This is a genomic window from Roseinatronobacter sp., from assembly GCF_051859525.1.
GTDB lineage: Bacteria > Pseudomonadota > Alphaproteobacteria > Rhodobacterales > Rhodobacteraceae > Roseinatronobacter.
In genome coordinates this window covers 110,070-126,692 of record NZ_JBHYFM010000002.1, presented here as the reverse complement: position 1 = coordinate 126,692, position 16,623 = coordinate 110,070, and the positions used below count along the sequence as shown (strand labels likewise).

General features: G+C 60.9%; 14 protein-coding genes. 4 read left to right on the top strand and 10 right to left on the bottom strand.

All coding sequences use genetic code 11. From position 1 onward, the window contains the following. Positions 1 to 115: 115 nt before the first annotated feature. From speB to ACTIE1_RS03545, 9 genes are all read right to left on the bottom strand, one after another. Positions 116 to 979: an agmatinase gene (gene speB, locus ACTIE1_RS03585; RefSeq protein WP_439561716.1), complete on the bottom strand. Its 864-nt coding sequence runs from the start codon at positions 977 to 979 to the stop codon at positions 116 to 118. Next, on the bottom strand, positions 976 to 2,142 hold the full coding sequence (locus tag ACTIE1_RS03580) for a carboxynorspermidine decarboxylase (RefSeq protein WP_439561715.1): 1,167 nt from the start codon (positions 2,140 to 2,142) through the stop codon (positions 976 to 978). Before ACTIE1_RS03580 ends, speB begins: the two co-directional genes overlap by 4 nt. Further along, a complete protein-coding gene (locus ACTIE1_RS03575; protein WP_439561714.1) occupies positions 2,142 to 3,365 on the bottom strand; it encodes a saccharopine dehydrogenase C-terminal domain-containing protein in 1,224 nt (407 codons plus the stop codon). The genes ACTIE1_RS03580 and ACTIE1_RS03575 overlap by 1 nt, the downstream gene beginning before the upstream one ends. Then, positions 3,358 to 5,262 (bottom strand): biosynthetic arginine decarboxylase, encoded by a 1,905-nt coding sequence (speA, locus tag ACTIE1_RS03570; protein ID WP_439561885.1) that lies wholly within the window; start codon positions 5,260 to 5,262, stop codon positions 3,358 to 3,360. The genes ACTIE1_RS03575 and speA overlap by 8 nt, the downstream gene beginning before the upstream one ends. Positions 5,263 to 5,355: 93 nt before the next feature. Further along, complete coding sequence (gene lpxK, locus ACTIE1_RS03565; protein ID WP_439561713.1) at positions 5,356 to 6,366, bottom strand: tetraacyldisaccharide 4'-kinase; 1,011 nt, start codon at positions 6,364 to 6,366, stop codon at positions 5,356 to 5,358. After that, positions 6,366 to 7,586 (bottom strand): 3-deoxy-D-manno-octulosonic acid transferase, encoded by a 1,221-nt coding sequence (locus ACTIE1_RS03560; protein WP_439561712.1) that lies wholly within the window; start codon positions 7,584 to 7,586, stop codon positions 6,366 to 6,368. The genes lpxK and ACTIE1_RS03560 overlap by 1 nt, the downstream gene beginning before the upstream one ends. Before the next feature lie 14 nt (positions 7,587 to 7,600). Then, a complete protein-coding gene (locus ACTIE1_RS03555; protein WP_439561711.1) occupies positions 7,601 to 7,846 on the bottom strand; it encodes a DUF4170 domain-containing protein in 246 nt (81 codons plus the stop codon). Between the two features lie 168 nt (positions 7,847 to 8,014). Beyond that, entirely contained in the window at positions 8,015 to 8,806 is a 792-nt protein-coding gene (locus ACTIE1_RS03550; protein ID WP_439561710.1) for an inositol monophosphatase family protein, read from the bottom strand. Continuing rightward, the gene (locus ACTIE1_RS03545; RefSeq protein WP_439561709.1) at positions 8,793 to 10,154 is read right to left on the bottom strand and encodes a TldD/PmbA family protein; all 1,362 of its coding nucleotides are present in this window, start codon (positions 10,152 to 10,154) and stop codon (positions 8,793 to 8,795) included. Before ACTIE1_RS03545 ends, ACTIE1_RS03550 begins: the two co-directional genes overlap by 14 nt. 182 nt (positions 10,155 to 10,336) lie before the next feature. Between ACTIE1_RS03545 and aroQ the strand changes: the two genes are divergently transcribed. The 4 genes from aroQ to ACTIE1_RS03525 all read left to right on the top strand — a co-directional run bounded on the left by aroQ (position 10,337) and on the right by ACTIE1_RS03525 (position 15,143). Then, positions 10,337 to 10,780, top strand: a complete 444-nt coding sequence (aroQ, locus tag ACTIE1_RS03540) for a type II 3-dehydroquinate dehydratase (protein WP_439561708.1) — start codon at positions 10,337 to 10,339, stop codon at positions 10,778 to 10,780. 100 nt (positions 10,781 to 10,880) lie between these two features. After that, positions 10,881 to 11,588 (top strand): response regulator, encoded by a 708-nt coding sequence (locus ACTIE1_RS03535; protein WP_439561707.1) that lies wholly within the window; start codon positions 10,881 to 10,883, stop codon positions 11,586 to 11,588. 164 nt (positions 11,589 to 11,752) lie between these two features. Further along, positions 11,753 to 12,874 (top strand): FIST N-terminal domain-containing protein, encoded by a 1,122-nt coding sequence (locus ACTIE1_RS03530; protein WP_439561706.1) that lies wholly within the window; start codon positions 11,753 to 11,755, stop codon positions 12,872 to 12,874. Further along, positions 12,864 to 15,143 (top strand): PAS-domain containing protein, encoded by a 2,280-nt coding sequence (locus ACTIE1_RS03525; protein WP_439561705.1) that lies wholly within the window; start codon positions 12,864 to 12,866, stop codon positions 15,141 to 15,143. Before ACTIE1_RS03530 ends, ACTIE1_RS03525 begins: the two co-directional genes overlap by 11 nt. A 180-nt stretch (positions 15,144 to 15,323) precedes the next feature. On the opposite strand, the gene guaD is transcribed toward ACTIE1_RS03525, so the two are convergent. Further along, complete coding sequence (gene guaD / locus ACTIE1_RS03520) at positions 15,324 to 16,613, bottom strand: guanine deaminase (protein WP_439561704.1); 1,290 nt, start codon at positions 16,611 to 16,613, stop codon at positions 15,324 to 15,326. Positions 16,614 to 16,623: the final 10 nt, after the last annotated feature.

Below are 16,623 nucleotides of genomic sequence, written 5' to 3'. Positions count from 1 at the left end.
GGAAAATCCTTGTTAGACTGCCGCAGTTATAGGCAGTTCAAGCGGGATTGTCACGCCCAAGACACAATATTTAGCGCCTCATCCCCGTCACGGGGCAAGCGCGCGTGATGGTGGATCAGCCCTGTTCGTTTTGCAGCACAATACCGATCAGCGCATAGGTCAGTTGCGCGGCGGTAAAGTCCCAGACATCGGCGCCATCAATAGGGGCCAGTTCGACCACATCAAGGCCCACACAGCGCCGCCCCTTCAGGGCCGAGCGCACCAGCGCCAGCGATTGATAATACCCCAGACCGCCGGGAACAGGCGTGCCGGTGGCGGGCATGATGGCCGCATCCAGCCCGTCCACATCGAAGGTGACATAGACATCTTCGGGGAAGTCATCAGGCAGGGTCACATCATGGATATTGCCGGTCACCAGATCTTCGGCGTCAATGAACACGACATTGTTGCGGGCGCGGCACTCGACTTCTTCGGCACACAGGGCACGCACGCCATATTGCGCCAGCGGCAGGCCTTCTTCCTCGGTCAGCAGTTGCATGACCGATGCGTGGGAATGGCGAAGCCCCTGATAGGCGCGGCGCAGGTCTGCATGTGCGTCGATCTGGATAATGCCGATGGGCCGGTCCAGCGCGCGCTTCACGCCCATGACAGCCGCCCATGTCAGGCTGTGCTCGCCGCCCAGCGTAACAGGAACCTGCCCCGCGCGCGCAATCCCTTCGGTGCGGGTGGCAAGCGCGGTCAATGCAACGTCCAGCGCGCCGGAACAGTCAATGGGGGGCGTGGTGCAAATGCCCGCTGTGCAGGGTTCAAACCCGCGCCACAGGCGTTCCAACTGATCTGAAGCCGCAATCAGCGCGGCAGGCCCGTCAGCGGTGCCGGACCCGTAGGACACGGTTTTTTCCAGCGGCATCGGCACGACATGAAATCGCGCGTTCGGGCTGCGTTCGGTGACGGACAGTTCGGAGTTCAGGAAGATCATGACAGGCGGCCTTTGAAATCGGTGTAATCGAACTGGCGCACAACGCGCAGCGCGTCGGTGGTGCTGTTCCAGATGGCGATGGACGGCAGGTGCACCCCGTTGAAGGTGGTGGTTTTGACCATCGAATAATGCGCCTGATCCAGAAACGCGATGCGCGTGCCAATGTCCGGCAGTTCCTGAAACGCATAGCGCCCGATCACATCACCCGCCAGACAGCTTGGCCCGCCAAGTCGCACCTGCGTGTCCCCCCCTTCACCCAGCAGGGCAGGGCGGTAGGGGGCCTCTATCACGTCGGGCATGTGGCAGGTGGCGGAAATGTCCAGAATGGCGTTCGGGCCGTCATTTTCGACAATATCCAGCACTTCGCCAACCAGAATGCCGCAATCCAGCGCAACCGCTTCGCCCGGTTCAAGATAGCAGTGCAAGCCCGTTTCGGCCGTCACGCGCTGCAGGAAGGCAATCAACCCTTCGCGGTCATAATCGGCGCGGGTAATGTGGTGGCCGCCGCCGAAATTGATCCATTTCAGGTGCGGGGCAAGGGTGCGGATGCGCGGCGCGATATGGTCCCAGATGGCTAGCAGGGGTTCCAGATCCTGTTCGCACAGCGTGTGCATATGCAACCCGTCCACGCCGTCCAGCGCGGTGGCGTCAAGCCGGTCCAGCGGGGTGCCAAGGCGGGAACCGGGGGCGGCAGGATCATATTTCGCGTCATCCCCCATAGGCAGGCCGGGGTTGAAACGCAGGCCCACATGCACATCCTTGCCCGCTGCCTTGATCATTGGCAGAAACCGGTCTTTTGCTGCGGGGGTGTTGAACACGATATGGTCCGACAGCGCGATGATTTCCCCCATTTCATCGGGCTTGTAGCCTGCCGAATAGGTTTCCACGATCCCGCCGTAATGTTCCCGCCCAAGGCGCGCTTCCCACAGGCCGGACGCGCAAACGCCCGACAGGTAGCGGCTGACCAAGGGGGCCAGCGACCACATCGAAAACGCCTTGAGCGCGCACAGAACAGTTGCGCCCGAACGTGCCTGAATATCGGCCAGAACCTGCAGGTTCTGCTCCAGCCGCGCCTCGTCCACGACAAAGCAGGGGGAGGGAACGCGCGTCAGGTCAAATTCCCGAAACGCGCCCGGATCGCCCGCATGGGTCTGCATTGCCATCAGAAATCAACCGGCCCTGACAATTCGGTAATTTGCCACGGCAGGCCGTGCTGGTTCAGCATGTCCATGAACGGGTCGGGGTCCAGCTGTTCGGTATTGAACACGCCCGCGCCGGACCATGTGCCATTCAGCATAAGCGCCGCGCCAATCATGGCAGGCACGCCGGTCGTGTAGCTGACCGCTTGCGATCCCACTTCGCGGAAGCATTCCTCGTGATCGCAGATATTGTAGATATAGACGGTCTTTTCGCCCGATCCGTCCTTGGCTGGGCCGGTGATGATATCGCCGATATTGGTTTTTCCCTTGGTGCGTTCGCCCAGATCACCGGGGTTGGGCAGCACGGATTTCAGGAATTGCAGCGGGATGATCTGCTGGCCGTTATACTCCACCGGTTCAATGCCGGTCATGCCCACATTCTGCAACACGGTGACGTGGTTGATATAGGCATCGCCGAAGGTCATCCAGAAACGCGCGCGCTCGATCTCGGGGAAATGGGTCACAAGCGACTCCAATTCCTCGTGATACATCAGATACATGTTCTTTTCGCCAACCGCTTCAAAATCGAACGGCACTTTGGTGGACATGGCGGGGCTGGTGACCCAGCCGCCATTTTCCCAGTGCTTCACCTCGGCGGTCACTTCGCGAATGTTGATTTCGGGGTTGAAATTGGTCGCGAACGGATGGCCGTGATCACCGCCATTGCAATCCAGAATATCAATCTGGCGAATGCCCGACAGGTGGTGCTTGCGCACATAGGCCGCAAAAATGCTGGTTACGCCCGGATCAAACCCCACACCCAGCGTGGCCATCAGCCCCGCTTGTTTGAACTGGTCATGCAGTTTCCACTGGTGCGAATATTCGAACTTCGCTTCCTCTGGCGGTTCATAATTCGCGGTGTCCAGATAATGCACGCCGGTTTTCAGGCAGGCTTCCATAAGCGCCAGATCCTGATAGGGCAGCGCCAGATTGACCAGAAGTGCGGGCTTCACGGTTTCAATCAACGCAACGGTTTGGGCCACATCATCGGCATCCACCTGATAGGTCTCAATCACCTGACCTGTGCGGACCTTGATGGATGCGGCAATCGCGTCGCATTTCGACAGCGTGCGGCTGGCCACGGCAATGCGGCCCGGGAACAGGTCGCGGTTCATTGCCATCTTGTGCAGGGTTACGGATGCGACGCCGCCCGCGCCGATAACCAGAACGTCCTTATTGTCAGCCATGGGTGTGCTCCTCATGTTCGTAATAGGTATAGCCATTGATGGCGTGGCGATAGGTTTCCATCAGCATGCGCCGTTGCGACGGGTTCAGCGTGCCATTGCGCACGCCGCGTTCCACAATGCGTTTGAACGCATCAAGGCATTGTTTGGGTTCATATTCAACATAGGCCATCACCTCGGCCACGGTGTCGCCTTCGACTTCGTGCTGCAATTCCAGCACGCCATCTTCATTGAAATCCACGGTTACGACATTGGTATCGCCAAACAGGTTGTGCAGGTCCCCCAGCGTTTCCTGATAGGCACCCACAAGGAAAATGCCGATGAAATACCGCTCGCTCGGGCGCAGTTCATGGACCGGCAGCGCGTTTCCAATCCCGTCGCCCAGAACGAACTGGTCAATCTTGCCGTCACTGTCACAGGTGATGTCGGACAATACCGCGCGGCGGGTCGGCGCCTCGTTCAGGCGTTGCAGGGGGGCGATGGGCACTAACTGGTCAATCGCCCACACATCGGGCAGCGACTGGAAAAGGCTGAAATTCGCGCGGTAAATGTCGCGGTGCGCGGACAGTTCTTCCAGCACTTCCTGCGGCACATCAGGTGTTTGCGCGACCAGATCCTTGATGCGGCCAATGACATACAGAAAAATCTGTTCGGCGCGCGCGACTTCCTCAATCCCGATGACGCCGCGGCGGAACAGGGCGCGCAATTCCTCGCGGTAATATTCCGCATCGTTCAGACATTCCTGAATGCGGCGCGGTGACAGATAGCCCACAATGGCCGCCATATCCGACAGCATATGATGGTCGTCTTCTTCCGGTGTGATGGGCGCAGACCGGTCGAAATAGCTGGCTTCCAGAATGTCAGACAGCAGCATGGACGAATGGGCCACGATCGCACGGCCGGATTCGGTGACCAGTGTGGGGTGCGGCACCTGCGCTTCGTCCATCTGGTATTTGACGGTTTCAACAATATTGGCGCAGTATTCTTCCAGCGTGTAATTGACCGAGTTTTCGGTCGCGCGCGCCTCGCCGGTGTAATCAATGCCAAGCCCGCCTCCCAGATCCAGATAGGTCAGCGGCACACCAAGGCGGCGCAGTTCGGTATAAAAACGGCACGCTTCGTCCACGGCCTGACGAATATCCATCATCTGCGGCACTTGTGACCCCAGATGCGAATGCTGCAAGACCAGACAATCCAGCATGTCTTCTGCGCGCAATTTGTCGATCAGGTCGACCACTTCCTTGGTGGTCAGCCCGAAGGTGGACCGGTCGCCCGAGCTGTCGGCCCAGTTGCCGCTAACGCGCCGCGTCAGCTTGATGCGCACGCCAAGCGCGGGTTTCTCGCCCAGACGTTTGGCTTCTGCAATGACGGTGTCCGCCTCGGCGGGGCTTTCGATGACCAGAACGCAGTTGATCCCCGCCTTGCGCGCCAGAATACCAAGCCGGATGAATTCCGCATCCTTGATCCCGTTACAGATCAGCAGTGCATCTTTGGGCAAATCCCGCGACAACGCCAGAATCAATTCGGGCTTGGACCCCGCTTCCAACCCGAATGTGTAGCGCCGCCCGTAATCCACGATACGGTCAATCACTTCGGCCTGTTGGTTCACCTTGATGGGGAAAACCCCGCGATAGGGGGCCTGATAGCCATTTGCGGCGATGGCCTGCGCAAAAGCATCGTTCAGCGATTCCAGCTGCCTGCGCAAAAACGCACCAACGCGCACCAGAACGGGTGTCTGCACACCGCGCGCATCAAGATTGTTCAGCAGTTCGGGCAGGCTGGCAGGTGGCGCATCAGGGCGTGCAGGATTCACGATGCCCAGATCCCCATTCTCCAGCCGGGCAAACATTCCTGTTCCCCAGCGGTGAATTCCGTAAGTCTGAAACACCTTGTCCGGCATATATTTGTCCCACCCTTCTTGTGCAGTGACATGAGCCGCCCGCATAGGAAATCCATGTAACAAACGCAAGAAAATCCGGTGGGTTCCTGCGGATTATTGGGAAACGGGCCCTGCGGTGGCCAGCCTGTGCAAAGCGGCGTCCAGCGCTGTTGCATCATCAAACCGCAACCGCACGGGCAGTGTCAGAACCTTGCGCCGGAAGCTGTAGGGCAGGCGGACTGCGTCTTTTTCAGTGGTGACCATTTGTGCACCAAGGGCGGTTGCCTCCAACTCCAGCCGTTTCATCAGCCCGTCGGACAGGGGGTGGTGGTCGCTAAGCGCCTCGGCGCGCAGGATTTCCGCACCTTCAAGGCGCAGTGTCGCGAAGAATTTTTCCGGACGGCCAATGCCCGCGAAGGCCAGAACGCGCAACCCTTGCCATGTCATGCCCATTTGCAGCGGTGCCAACTGGCCTGTCACATGCGGGCAAGTGATCTGTGCCCCCCATGCCGCTGAAAACTGGCGCTGGGCCATGGGGGCGCCAATGCTCAGGACCATATCTGCGCGCGCCAGCCCCGCCGCCACGGGTTCGCGCAGCGGACCTGCCGGAATGACACGGCCATTGCCGAACCCTGTGGCTGCATCGACAACGACGATTGACAGGTCCTGCCGCAGCGCGGGATTTTGAAACCCGTCATCCATAACCAGCATCTGTGCGCCCGCATCCACTGCGGCGCGTGCCCCCGCCGCACGGTCGCGCGCCACCCAGACGGGCGTGAAGGCCGCCAGCAACAGCGGCTCGTCGCCGACCTGCGCGGCGGTATGGTGACCTTCGCGCACCTGAACCGGCCCTTCCAGATTGCCCCCATACCCGCGCGAAATGACATGTGCCGTGATCCCCAACGCCTGCAATTTCTGGATGATCGCAATGACTGTCGGGGTTTTTCCCGTGCCGCCGATGTTCAGGTTCCCAACGCAGACAACCGGCACTGGCGGGCACCATTGCGGCGCGCGGGCCACGCGGCGCGCAGTGGCTGCCGCGTAAACCGCGCCGAGTGGTGCCAGCAGGCGCGCAAGCGCTGCGGGTTCATGCGCAGGGGTGTGCCAGAATGCGGGCGGGCGCATCACGCCGCTCCGGCTGGTTGCAGGGTTTCCATCAGGGCTGCGATCATCATATCGGCTGTTTCCGCCCCCTCTGATACGACCTGCCACCCCTGATGGGCCATCTGCGCGGCCTGATCCGGCCGCAGGGCGGCGCAAATCGCCTGCCCCAGCGCTTCGCGGCGTTGAATGCGGCTTGTGGCCTTGGCATTGCTCAGGCGTTGAAACGCCTGCTCAAATGGGCCTGTTTCGCGGCCGTGAACGATGGCACAGCCCAGTCCCGCCGCCTCCATGGGGGAAACGGTCGCGCCTGTCTTGTCAAGCGTTCCGCCAATATAGCAGGCAACGGCAAGCCGGTACCAAAGGCCACGTTCCCCTTCGGTGTCAACGACATAAACCTGCGTATCAGGTGTAATCAGGTCATCGACGGATCGCAGCGCTGTATTGAATTTAGGCTCCAGTTCCGCCTTCAATGCCGCGCCGCGCATGGGATCGGACGGGTGCAGGATCAGGGCAACGCGGTGGGAATCGCGCAGCGCGGCGCGATGGGCGGCAACAATCATCGCCTCCTCGACTTCGGGCACGCCGATGGCAAGCCACACTGTGCGCTGGCGGAAGCTTTGTGCCAGCATGTCGCGCTCGGCCTCATTGCAGCCCAGTGCCAGCGGGGCGTCATTCAACGGGCCGGATACCAGCATCCTGTCTTGCGCCACACCCGCCTTGGCCCAGCTTGTGCGTTGGGATGCCGAGGACAGGAAAACACGGTGAATGCGCCCCATTACCGTGCTGCACAAGCCCGGAACATGCCCCCAAAACCCCGGAAGGCGCGGGCTGCCCATATCGGCAATCATCACTTTGGCCCCGCCAGTGGCGGCGATACTGATCAAGGCAAGTGGCAGGCGTTGCGCCGCGACCAGTAGCGCCACAGGGGCCAGCTGCGTCATTATTCCCGTTGCGATATCCGCATTATCGGCAACAATCGGCAATGCTGCGCGTCCGGGAATTTCCGCGGGCGGTTGCAACCCCGCACTGAAACTAAGCAGAACAGACACATGTTCGCCGCGCTCTGCATATTGGTGCATCATCGTATCCGACAAGGCGTCAAGCTGGCTGACTGCGTGCTGGGTGTCAGCATGCAGCCAGATAACAGGGCCGTCCAGATGTGGCACAGATGCAGCCTGCGCAGTTGCGCCAGCGCGATGGTGCAACATAAGATACAGCCGTTCAGCAGCGGAATGCAGCATGCGTTTGTCGCAGTTCAGCCGTCAAGGGTGCGGGTGGCGCTGGTTTCGTCGCTTTCTTCGATCAGCCGATGCAGATGTGCAATGAAATAGCGTGTTTCCGCACTATCCACGGTGCGTTGGGCCGCATTTTTCCATGCCGCATGTGCGGATGCGTAATCGGGAAACAGCCCGACAATATCAATCGCGTCAGTGTCCACGAATTCAGTGCCACGCGGATCTTTCAACTCTCCGCCGAAAACCAGATGCAGGCGTTTCTTCATGGGTGTTCCTTTCGATATGGGGCCGCGCGGCCAGTCCCGCGCATGTCGCGATGAATGCAGGTGACTTTCAGCATGCGGGTATGAAAAAAGCAATAATGGCCCTGCGCATTTCACAGGTTTTGCAGGCCGCATATCAGTCACGCCCCGGATTCGGGCGCATGGCGGGGGCTAGACGGCGTGATCCGGGCGGCGCAGGTCCATCAACGCGTCATGTATTGCCGCGCCGCCTGCAATTATCCCGTCAGATTGTGCGGTTCGGGTGTTGAACCGCAGGCCGCAGCCCCTGCCATCGCTTGCCTTGCCGCCAGCTTCGGAAACCAGCAATGCGCCCGCCACAATGTCCCAATGCCATGTCGCGCGCAGTGACACCATTGCATCAAACCGGCCTTCGGCGACCAATGCCATACGCCATGCCAGTGACGACCTGAAATGCGGCTGCACTGATGGCACGCCCCCCTGCCAATTGGTCGGGGTGAATTGGGATTTGGCGGCCAGAACCTGCGCACCCGTGACGGTTTGGCGGTCAGTTGCATGAATGCGCTGGCCGTTCAGATATGCGCCTTGTCCGCGCACGGCGCTGTAGGTCAGGTCGGGCACCGGCAAGTGAACCACTGCTGTGACGGGTTCGCCATCCTCGACCACGGCAAGGGCATGTGCAAAGCCCTGCTGTCCCTGCGCAAAGGCACGCGTTCCATCAATGGGGTCAATGATGAAAACCCGCGCGCGCCCCAGCCTGTCAGGGGTGTCGCGGGATTCCTCGGACAGCCAGCCGTAGTCTGGCCGCGCCTTACACAGGCGGGCGTGCAGCATCCGGTCGATTTCAATATCGGCATCTGTCACCGGTCCCTGACCATCGGGTTTTTCCGTGACATTCGGCCCCGCCTTCAGGTGCCGCAATGCGATCTGTCCGGCATGGTGCGCGGCGCGGGTCAGCAGATCCAGATCATCAGTCCCCCGCAAGCATCATCCCTTCCACCAGAAGCGAGGGCACGACGCTGGACAGGTGGTCCTGCGCATCATTGGCCGGAATGATCCTGCGCAGCATATCGCGCAGATTGCCCGCAATCGTGCATTCATTCACCGCAAAGGCGATTTCGCCGTTTTCCACCCAGAACCCGCTGGCCCCGCGCGAATAATCGCCTGTGTTGGGGTTGATCGTGGACCCGATCAGCGATGTGACCAGAAGCCCCGTTCCCATGTCCTGCAACAATGCGCTGCGCGTTTTATCCCCTTGGGTCAGGATCACATTGGATGTGGACGGGTTTGGCGGCGCAGATGTGCCGCGCACGGCATTGGCGGTGCTGTCCAGCCCCAGTTTGCGCGCATTTGCCAGATCCAGAACCCAGCTTTGCAATATGCCATCCTGCACAAGCGCCTTCTTGCGGCTGGCCAGACCTTCTGCGTCGAAGGGGCGGCTGCCGGACCGGCGAACGCGCAGCGGGTCTTCAAGCAGCGAAATGCCATCGGGCAGAACTGGCGTATCCATCGCATCGCGCAACCAGCTTGACCCCCGAGAGATGGCGCTGCCGTTGATGGCACCCAGTAAATGCCCGATCAGGCTGGAGGCGATACGTTCATCATAAAGCACAGGATAGGTGCCGGTTTTGGGCTTGCGTGCGCCAGCCCGCGCAACCGTGCGTTCTGCCGCCAGTTGGCCGACATATTCCGCGTCTGGCAGGTCGGACTGGAAAATGCGCCCCTCGCCGCACCAGTCGCGTTCCATGCCCGTGCCCTCGCCGCTGATGGCCACGCAGGAAATATGGCGAGAACTGCGGGCATAGCCCCCTTCAAACCCGTTGCTGGCCGCCATCCAGACGGCCTGTTGGCCATAGGCCGCTGATGCAGATTGCACCTGTGTCACGCCCTTGACCGCCAGCGCCGCCGCCTCGGCGCGGCGTGCGTCCTGTTCCAGTGTGGCGGGGTCGGGTTCGGGTGTTGGGTCGAACAACTCCAGCCCGTCCGCGTTGCGTATATCTGCCAGTTGTTCGGGCGCGGCCAGTCCGGCATAGGGGTCCTCGGGGGCTTCGCGGGCCATGGCGACCGCGCGACTGGCCATCGCCTGCAAGGTTTCAGGCCGCGTGTCAGACGACGAAATGCAGGCCTGACGCTGCCCGATGAAAACGCGCAACCCAACGTCCAGCCCTTCGGCGCGTTCGGCCTGTTCCAGCCCGCCCTTGCGCACATCAATCGAGACCGAGCGCCCCTCGATGGCGATGGCATCAGCGGCATCGGCGCCAGCCGCGCGCGCGGCGGCCAATAGCGCCTGTGTCACGGGCGAAAGGGCGTCGGTCAGGGGGGTGCTGGACATATCTGGCCTTTGGTCGGTTTATGAAACTTCTGCCAGATGTAAGCCGAACCTGCCCCGAATGAAATGCCTGCATGTGCATTTATGTGCCAAACTGTCCGAACAATTGGCATGCGCCGCATCTTGGTGCTTTTCGCACCGGCAGGGCTGTGGCACTAAGGGTGCTAGTTGCGAAAGGATAGATAATGCCGCTTCCGATGATCCATATATTGAACGGCCCGAATCTGAACCTGCTGGGCCGCCGCCAGCCCGAAATCTATGGCCATGAAACCCTGGATGATGTCGCGCGCGATTGTGCGGCGCTGGGGCGGGACATGGGCGTGGAAACGGCGCTGTTCCAGTCCAACCACGAAGGCGAAATCGTTGAGATGATCCATACCGCCCGCGACGCGGCGCGCGCGATCGTCATAAACCCCGGCGCATATTCGCATACGTCTGTGGCAATTCTGGACGCGCTGAACACCTTTGACGGGCCGGTGCTGGAAGTGCATATTTCCAACATCCACAAGCGCGAAACCTTCCGCCACCATTCCTATGTCAGCGCGCGCGCCGATGGCGTGATCGCGGGGTGCGGCACACTTGGGTATCAACTGGCGTTGCGGCGTGTGGCGGCAATGCTGGCGGCGTGATGCGATTGGCGGGCGTGTGGCAGCGTAAGACTTAAGAAGGGGCACACATTTTGCCGGATTTGCGCTAGATTACTGCAATAGCCGACACGACAGGTGCGCAATGAGAGCCAGAATGATCACCATCGGGGCAGCGTCAGGCAAGGATACCGACATGATCATGATCATCGACGATCATCCGCTGTTCTGTGAAGCCCTGCAAATGACATTGACAGAAACCCTTGCGGTCACGCGCATCCATGCGACCAGTTCGCTGGGGCAGGCGCTGGATGATTTGCGCGGTGGGCTGGAACCGGACGCAATATTGCTGGACCTGAACCTGCCCGATGTGGCGGGGCTGGACGGGTTGATGCGGTTGCGCAATGCGGTTCCCGGTGTGCCGGTGGTGGTGGTGTCGTCCATGGCCGATGACCGGATCGTTACAGCGGTGCTGCAAGCAGGGGCGGCAGGGTTCGTGCCCAAGCACAGCCCCCGCGAAGGGTTCGTCACCGCGATCCGCACAGTGATGCAGGGCGGCACGTTTACCCCTGAAAACTATGTGCCGCCAGCGGGCAGGGACAACAGCGACGAACAGGCCGTGGTCGACAAGCTGGCCGCGTTGACCCCGCAGCAGGGCCGGATTCTGGCGTTGGTTTGCGAGGGGTATCTGAACAAGCAGATCGCGTTTGAATTGTCGATCAGTGAAACCACAGTCAAGGCCCATGTTACAGCGATCTTGCGCAAAATGGGGGCGCAAAGCCGGACACAGGCCGTGCGTATCGCCAATTCTGCGTCTTTTGCGTCGATATTGCGGGACGGGGGCATGTCCTGAAATCGTGGTCCGGTCTTGTCCGGACCGCGCATTGCGTTAGGCTGGCGTGACGCTGCCCGCAACGGGCGCGGTGCGTGTACCTTTGGGGGAGGGGGCGGCCGATGCACAGCAACGCTGAGATATTCAGACATGCGCAGTCAGGGGACAAGGATACCGCGCAGGCCATGTCTGACATACTGGCCGCGCTGGGCGTAAGCGATCTGGCGCTGGTGATCGTGTTTGTCGGGGGGGGACATGACCTGCGCAAGGTCGAGGGCGCACTGGCAGGGTTGCCGCCCAGATTGCCGGTTATCGGGTGCACGACAGCGGGCGAGATTGGCCATGGTGGCTATCTGGACGGGCATATCGTCGCGATTGGCCTGCCGCGCGACCTGTTTCGGGTGGCCGTGGGCCATATCGAGGGCTTGCGCAATTTCAGGCCCGAACAGGCGCGCGATCTTGCCTTTGAGTTGCGCGCCGAATTGACATTCTCGACTGCGGACTGGTCCAATGAAGTGGCATTCCTGCTGACTGACGGGTTGTCGCTGATGGAGGATCAACTGGTCTGGGCCTTGTCCGAAGCGCTTAGCCAGTCGCCGCTTGTCGGCGGCTCGGCGGGTGACGGGCTGCGCTTTGGCCGGACCCATGTCCTGCATCAGGGGCGGTTCATGACCGATGCTGCGGTGCTGGCGGTGCTGCGCACGCCCTGCACGGTTACGGCGTTTCGTTTCGACCATCTTGAACCCACCGAACTGCGCATGGTCGTGACAGATGCCGACCCGGAACAAAGGCTGGTGCGCCAGATTAACGGAATGCCTGCGGGGCCGGAATATGCGCGGCTTCTGGGCAAGGACCCGCAACAACTGTCCCCTTTCATATTCGCGGCCAATCCGGTGGTGTCCAAGATTGGCACGGAGCATCATGTTCTTGCCATCCAGCGTGTGGAACCTGATGGCACGCTGCGCTTCTTCTCGGCGGTGGAACCGGGGCTGGTGCTGCGCCTTGCCACAAGCGCCGATCTGGTCGCGCATCTGGACAGCCAGCTTGCGGGGCTGGCGGGGAACGGGCCGCTGCCTGCAATTCTGGCCTGTGACTGCATCCTGCGCAGGCTGGAGGCCGAGCATACCCAGAACCGCGGGCGCATCAGTGCCGTTCTGGACCGCTATGGTGTGGCAGGGTTCAACACATATGGCGAACAGTTCAATCTGGTGCATGTGAACCAGACCTTCACGGGGCTTGCCTTCTATCCGCCACAGCCCGAACCGGATACGATGTTTGCTGTTACCGGCGGGGTGAATGATGCATAAGGACTTTCTGCCCCCCGGCCTGACCATGGCCGAGGAAAACCAGCGCCTGCGTGCCATCGTGGCGGCGCTTATGGACCGGTCCGAACGCGGGCAGTCGCCCAGCAGGCCGGCGGGGCAGTTGCAGCATGTCGTGGCGCTGGAACAGCAGGTGCGCAGCCGCACCCGCGATCTGGCCGAAACGCTGGACAAGCTGCGTATTGCCAATTCGCGCCTGTCACAGGCCGAACGCATGGCCGTGCGCGCCCGCAATATCTTGACCGACGCGCTGGAAGCCATGCGCGAAGGCTTCGCGCTATTTGATGCGCAGGACATGCTTGTCATGTGGAACTCGCGGTTTTGCGCGGGCTTGCCGGATCTGCGCAAGCGCATTGGTGCGGGGCTTGCATTCAGGGAGTATGTGCACCTTGTGTCACAAAGCCCGTATCTGCATCTGCCCGAAGATCAGACCCGCGCGGGCTGGGTGGAACAGCGGCTGGACAGCCACCGGCGCAAGAATGTGAATTTCATTGTGCCATTGAAGGACGATCAATGGTTGCAGGTCAGCGAACAGCGCATGCCTTCGGGCGGGACAGCCGTGACCCAGACCGATGTGACCCCAATGGTGCGCACCGAACGCGAGGAACGCGCGAAACTGCTGGACGAACAGGCGCAGATGGTGCGCGCCACGCTGGACCATATTGATCAGGGGGTGGCAATTTTCGACGCCAAGGCACGGCTGGCCGGCTGGAACCGGCGCGTGCGCGAGATGTTCCTGCCGCCAGTGGAATTGCTGGCCATCGGCACCCCCTTTGCCAGTATCCTGCAGGATCTGTCCCGCCGTCGCCAGCTTGGGCAGGGGCGTGTCGCCCAGTTGTTGATGCAATGGGTGCAAGGCCCGCCCTATCGCCCGCCGCTGTCGCTGGATATCACACAAGATGACGGAACCATCCTGCACCTGTCGGCGCAGGCCATGCCCGACCGTGGTTTCGTTATGTCCCTGACCGACATGACCAAGGAACGCGGCGCTATTGCCGAATTGCACGGGTTGAATGAAACACTGGAAGCGCGGGTCCGGGAACGCACATTGGAGCTTGAAACCGCGCGCGATCTGGCGGAACGGGCCAATACCTCGAAATCGCGGTTTGTGGCCTCTGCCAGCCATGATCTGCTGCAACCCTTGAATGCGGCGAAGCTGTTTCTGGGGTCGCTGTCCACCACAAGACTTGACGCAGGGCAAGCACGCCTGACCGAGCGCATAAGCAGCGCCTTCGGCAGTGTAGAGCAGATATTGGGCGCGCTACTGGATATTTCCAAATTCGACATTGGTGCGGCGCGCGCCAAACCCGAACCTATCGCCCTTGGCCCGTTGCTGGACCGCCTGAGCGAGGAATTCAGCCCCATTGCGCAGGCAAAAGGGCTGGGTCTGGTGGTTATGCCCAGTCGTGCCGTTGTCCTGAGTGATGCAATCTATCTGAAGCGTATTTTGCAAAACCTGATGTCAAACGCCATTCGCTATACCGCGTCTGGCAGGGTTCTGGTCGGTGTGCGCAATCAGGGGGCGCGGTTGCGGCTGGAAGTCTGGGATACAGGGCCGGGCATTCCGCCTGACAAACAATCCGAGATTTTTCAGGAATTCACGCGGCTTGCGCCAAATGCCTCGACGGGGATGGGGTTGGGGCTGGCGATTGTGGAACAGGCCTGTGCGCTGTTGGGCCACCCGCTGGAATTGCGTTCGGAGATGGGCAAGGGAACGGTGTTCAGGCTGACCGTCCCACGGTCCCGAATGGCGGTGCCTGATCCGGTTGTTGCGGCCGCAGGGCAGGATGCGGCACGCAGTCCGCTGGATGACCTGCTTGTGCTGGTGATTGAAAATGACGCCAGTGTGCGTGCGGCCATGATGGACGTGCTGGAGCATTGGGGCGCAAGCCCGCTGGAGGCCGCAAACCTTGCGCAGGCCGAACAGCAGGTGGCCGAGCTGGGCGTTGCGCCTGATATAATACTGGCCGATTATTTGCTGGATGATGGCGAAAGCGGGATTGATGTTGTGGCGCAGTTGCGCAGCCGCTATGGCGCGATTCCGGCAATTCTGATCACCGCCAATCACAGTCCGGACCTTGCGCAGCGCGCAGAATCCGCGGGATTGATGCTAATGACCAAACCTGTTGCGCTGCGCCGCTTGAAACGCGTCCTGCAACAGGCCATGCAACAGCGGGCCTTGCCGGATTCCAACACGGATGCCGCGCCGCAGGCTGGCGATTACAGCTATTGGTTGCATATGGCACCGCGCTGATGCTGTTTGCGTTCGGTTCTGTCAGTTCAGGGGCTACTGGTCTGAAGCTGCCATTCGGGGAATGCCCACGGCGCGGGCTATATCCAAGTGCGAAGGGCCGCAACAGGCCCAAACCCACAGGCAATACGAACACGCCCTGAACAGCCGGTCATATCATACCCGCAGAACGCGCAGCGCGTGTCAGACCGCCTTTTGCGGGTGCCCCGCGACATAGGTTTGCACAACAGAACGGTCATCGCCCATCACTTGCAGGGCAAATAATTCCTCGGTCAGGGTGTCAGCGCGGTCCATGCGCTGGGCCATGGCAGGGGTTGCGCGGGCGTTCAGGACAACGAAATCAGCCTCGGTGCCTGCGTCCAGCGTGCCAATGCGGTGCGCCAGCCCAAGGGCCGCCGCATTCCCGCGCGTGATCCAGTGAAAGGCACGAAACGGGTGCAGGCGCTGGCGTTGCAGTTGCAGCACCTTGTATCCCTCGGCCAGGGTTTGCAGCATCGAATAACTGGTGCCGCCGCCTATATCGCTGGCAATCGCGTTGACCAGTCCAGCCGCGCGCAGTTTCGCATCATCAAACAACCCGCTGCCCAGAAACAGGTTGGATGTCGGGCAAAACACCGGTTTCGCCCCTGCATCTGCAAGGGCCGCTATTTCGCGGTCAGACAAGTGGATCGCGTGCCCCAGCAGTGATTTTGGCCCCAGCAACCCGTAGCGGGCGTAAATGTCGGTATAATCCAGCGCATCGGGGTATAGCTGGCAAGACAGCGCGATTTCGGCGTGATTTTCGCTAAGATGGGTCTGGATGTAGCAATCCGGATGCTCAAGCGCCAAGGCCTGCGCGGCCGCCATCTGCGCGGGGGTGGAGGTGATGGCAAAACGCGGCGTGATCGCATAGGCCAGACGCCCCTTGTCATGCCAGCGCGCGATCAGTGCCTTGGTATCGTCATAGGCTGATTGCGCCGTGTCGCGCAGCCCGTCCGGCGCATTGCGGTCCATCATCACCTTGCCGGTGATCAGGCGCATGTCACGCTTCAACGCCTCCGCAAACAGCGCCTCGGCAGAGGTTGCGTGCACAGACGCATAGGCCACAGCTGTTGTCGTTCCATGATCTGTCAGCCGGTCCAGAAACGCGCTGGCCATGCGCGCGCACAGGTCCGGGTCGCTGTAGCGGGTTTCTTCGGGAAAGGTATAATCGTTCAACCAGTCCAGCAATTCCGCAGCCCAGCTTGCAATCACCTGCGTTTGTGGAAAATGCAGGTGTGTGTCGATAAAACCGGGCAGGACCAGATGCGGGCGGTGGTCTATGATGGTTGCATCGGGGGCGTTTATTTGGCCAAATTCGTCTATGGCGTGGATCATGCCCCCCTCGATCAGTAAAGCGCCATCTTCGATATAGCGGAAACTGGCCGTATCATCGGGGCCGTGCGGTTCGCGCAGAAAGGTCAACAACCGCGCGCGGATCAGGGTTCGGGTCATCTTGGTGCTT

Bases quoted from the DNA above. Each gene is read 5' to 3' on its own strand.
- speB (WP_439561716.1), bottom strand. From the start codon at position 979: ATGATCTTCCTGAACTCCGAACTGTCCGTCACCGAACGCAGCCCGAAC.
- ACTIE1_RS03580 (WP_439561715.1), bottom strand. From the start codon at position 2,142: ATGGCAATGCAGACCCATGCGGGCGATCCGGGCGCGTTTCGGGAATTT.
- ACTIE1_RS03575 (WP_439561714.1), bottom strand. From the start codon at position 3,365: ATGGCTGACAATAAGGACGTTCTGGTTATCGGCGCGGGCGGCGTCGCA.
- speA (WP_439561885.1), bottom strand. From the start codon at position 5,262: ATGCCGGACAAGGTGTTTCAGACTTACGGAATTCACCGCTGGGGAACA.
- lpxK (WP_439561713.1), bottom strand. From the start codon at position 6,366: ATGCGCCCGCCCGCATTCTGGCACACCCCTGCGCATGAACCCGCAGCG.
- ACTIE1_RS03560 (WP_439561712.1), bottom strand. From the start codon at position 7,586: ATGCTGCATTCCGCTGCTGAACGGCTGTATCTTATGTTGCACCATCGC.
- ACTIE1_RS03555 (WP_439561711.1), bottom strand. From the start codon at position 7,846: ATGAAGAAACGCCTGCATCTGGTTTTCGGCGGAGAGTTGAAAGATCCG.
- ACTIE1_RS03545 (WP_439561709.1), bottom strand. From the start codon at position 10,154: ATGTCCAGCACCCCCCTGACCGACGCCCTTTCGCCCGTGACACAGGCG.
- aroQ (WP_439561708.1), top strand. From the start codon at position 10,337: ATGCCGCTTCCGATGATCCATATATTGAACGGCCCGAATCTGAACCTG.
- ACTIE1_RS03535 (WP_439561707.1), top strand. From the start codon at position 10,881: ATGAGAGCCAGAATGATCACCATCGGGGCAGCGTCAGGCAAGGATACC.
- ACTIE1_RS03530 (WP_439561706.1), top strand. From the start codon at position 11,753: ATGTCTGACATACTGGCCGCGCTGGGCGTAAGCGATCTGGCGCTGGTG.
- ACTIE1_RS03525 (WP_439561705.1), top strand. From the start codon at position 12,864: ATGATGCATAAGGACTTTCTGCCCCCCGGCCTGACCATGGCCGAGGAA.
- guaD (WP_439561704.1), bottom strand. From the start codon at position 16,613: ATGACCCGAACCCTGATCCGCGCGCGGTTGTTGACCTTTCTGCGCGAA.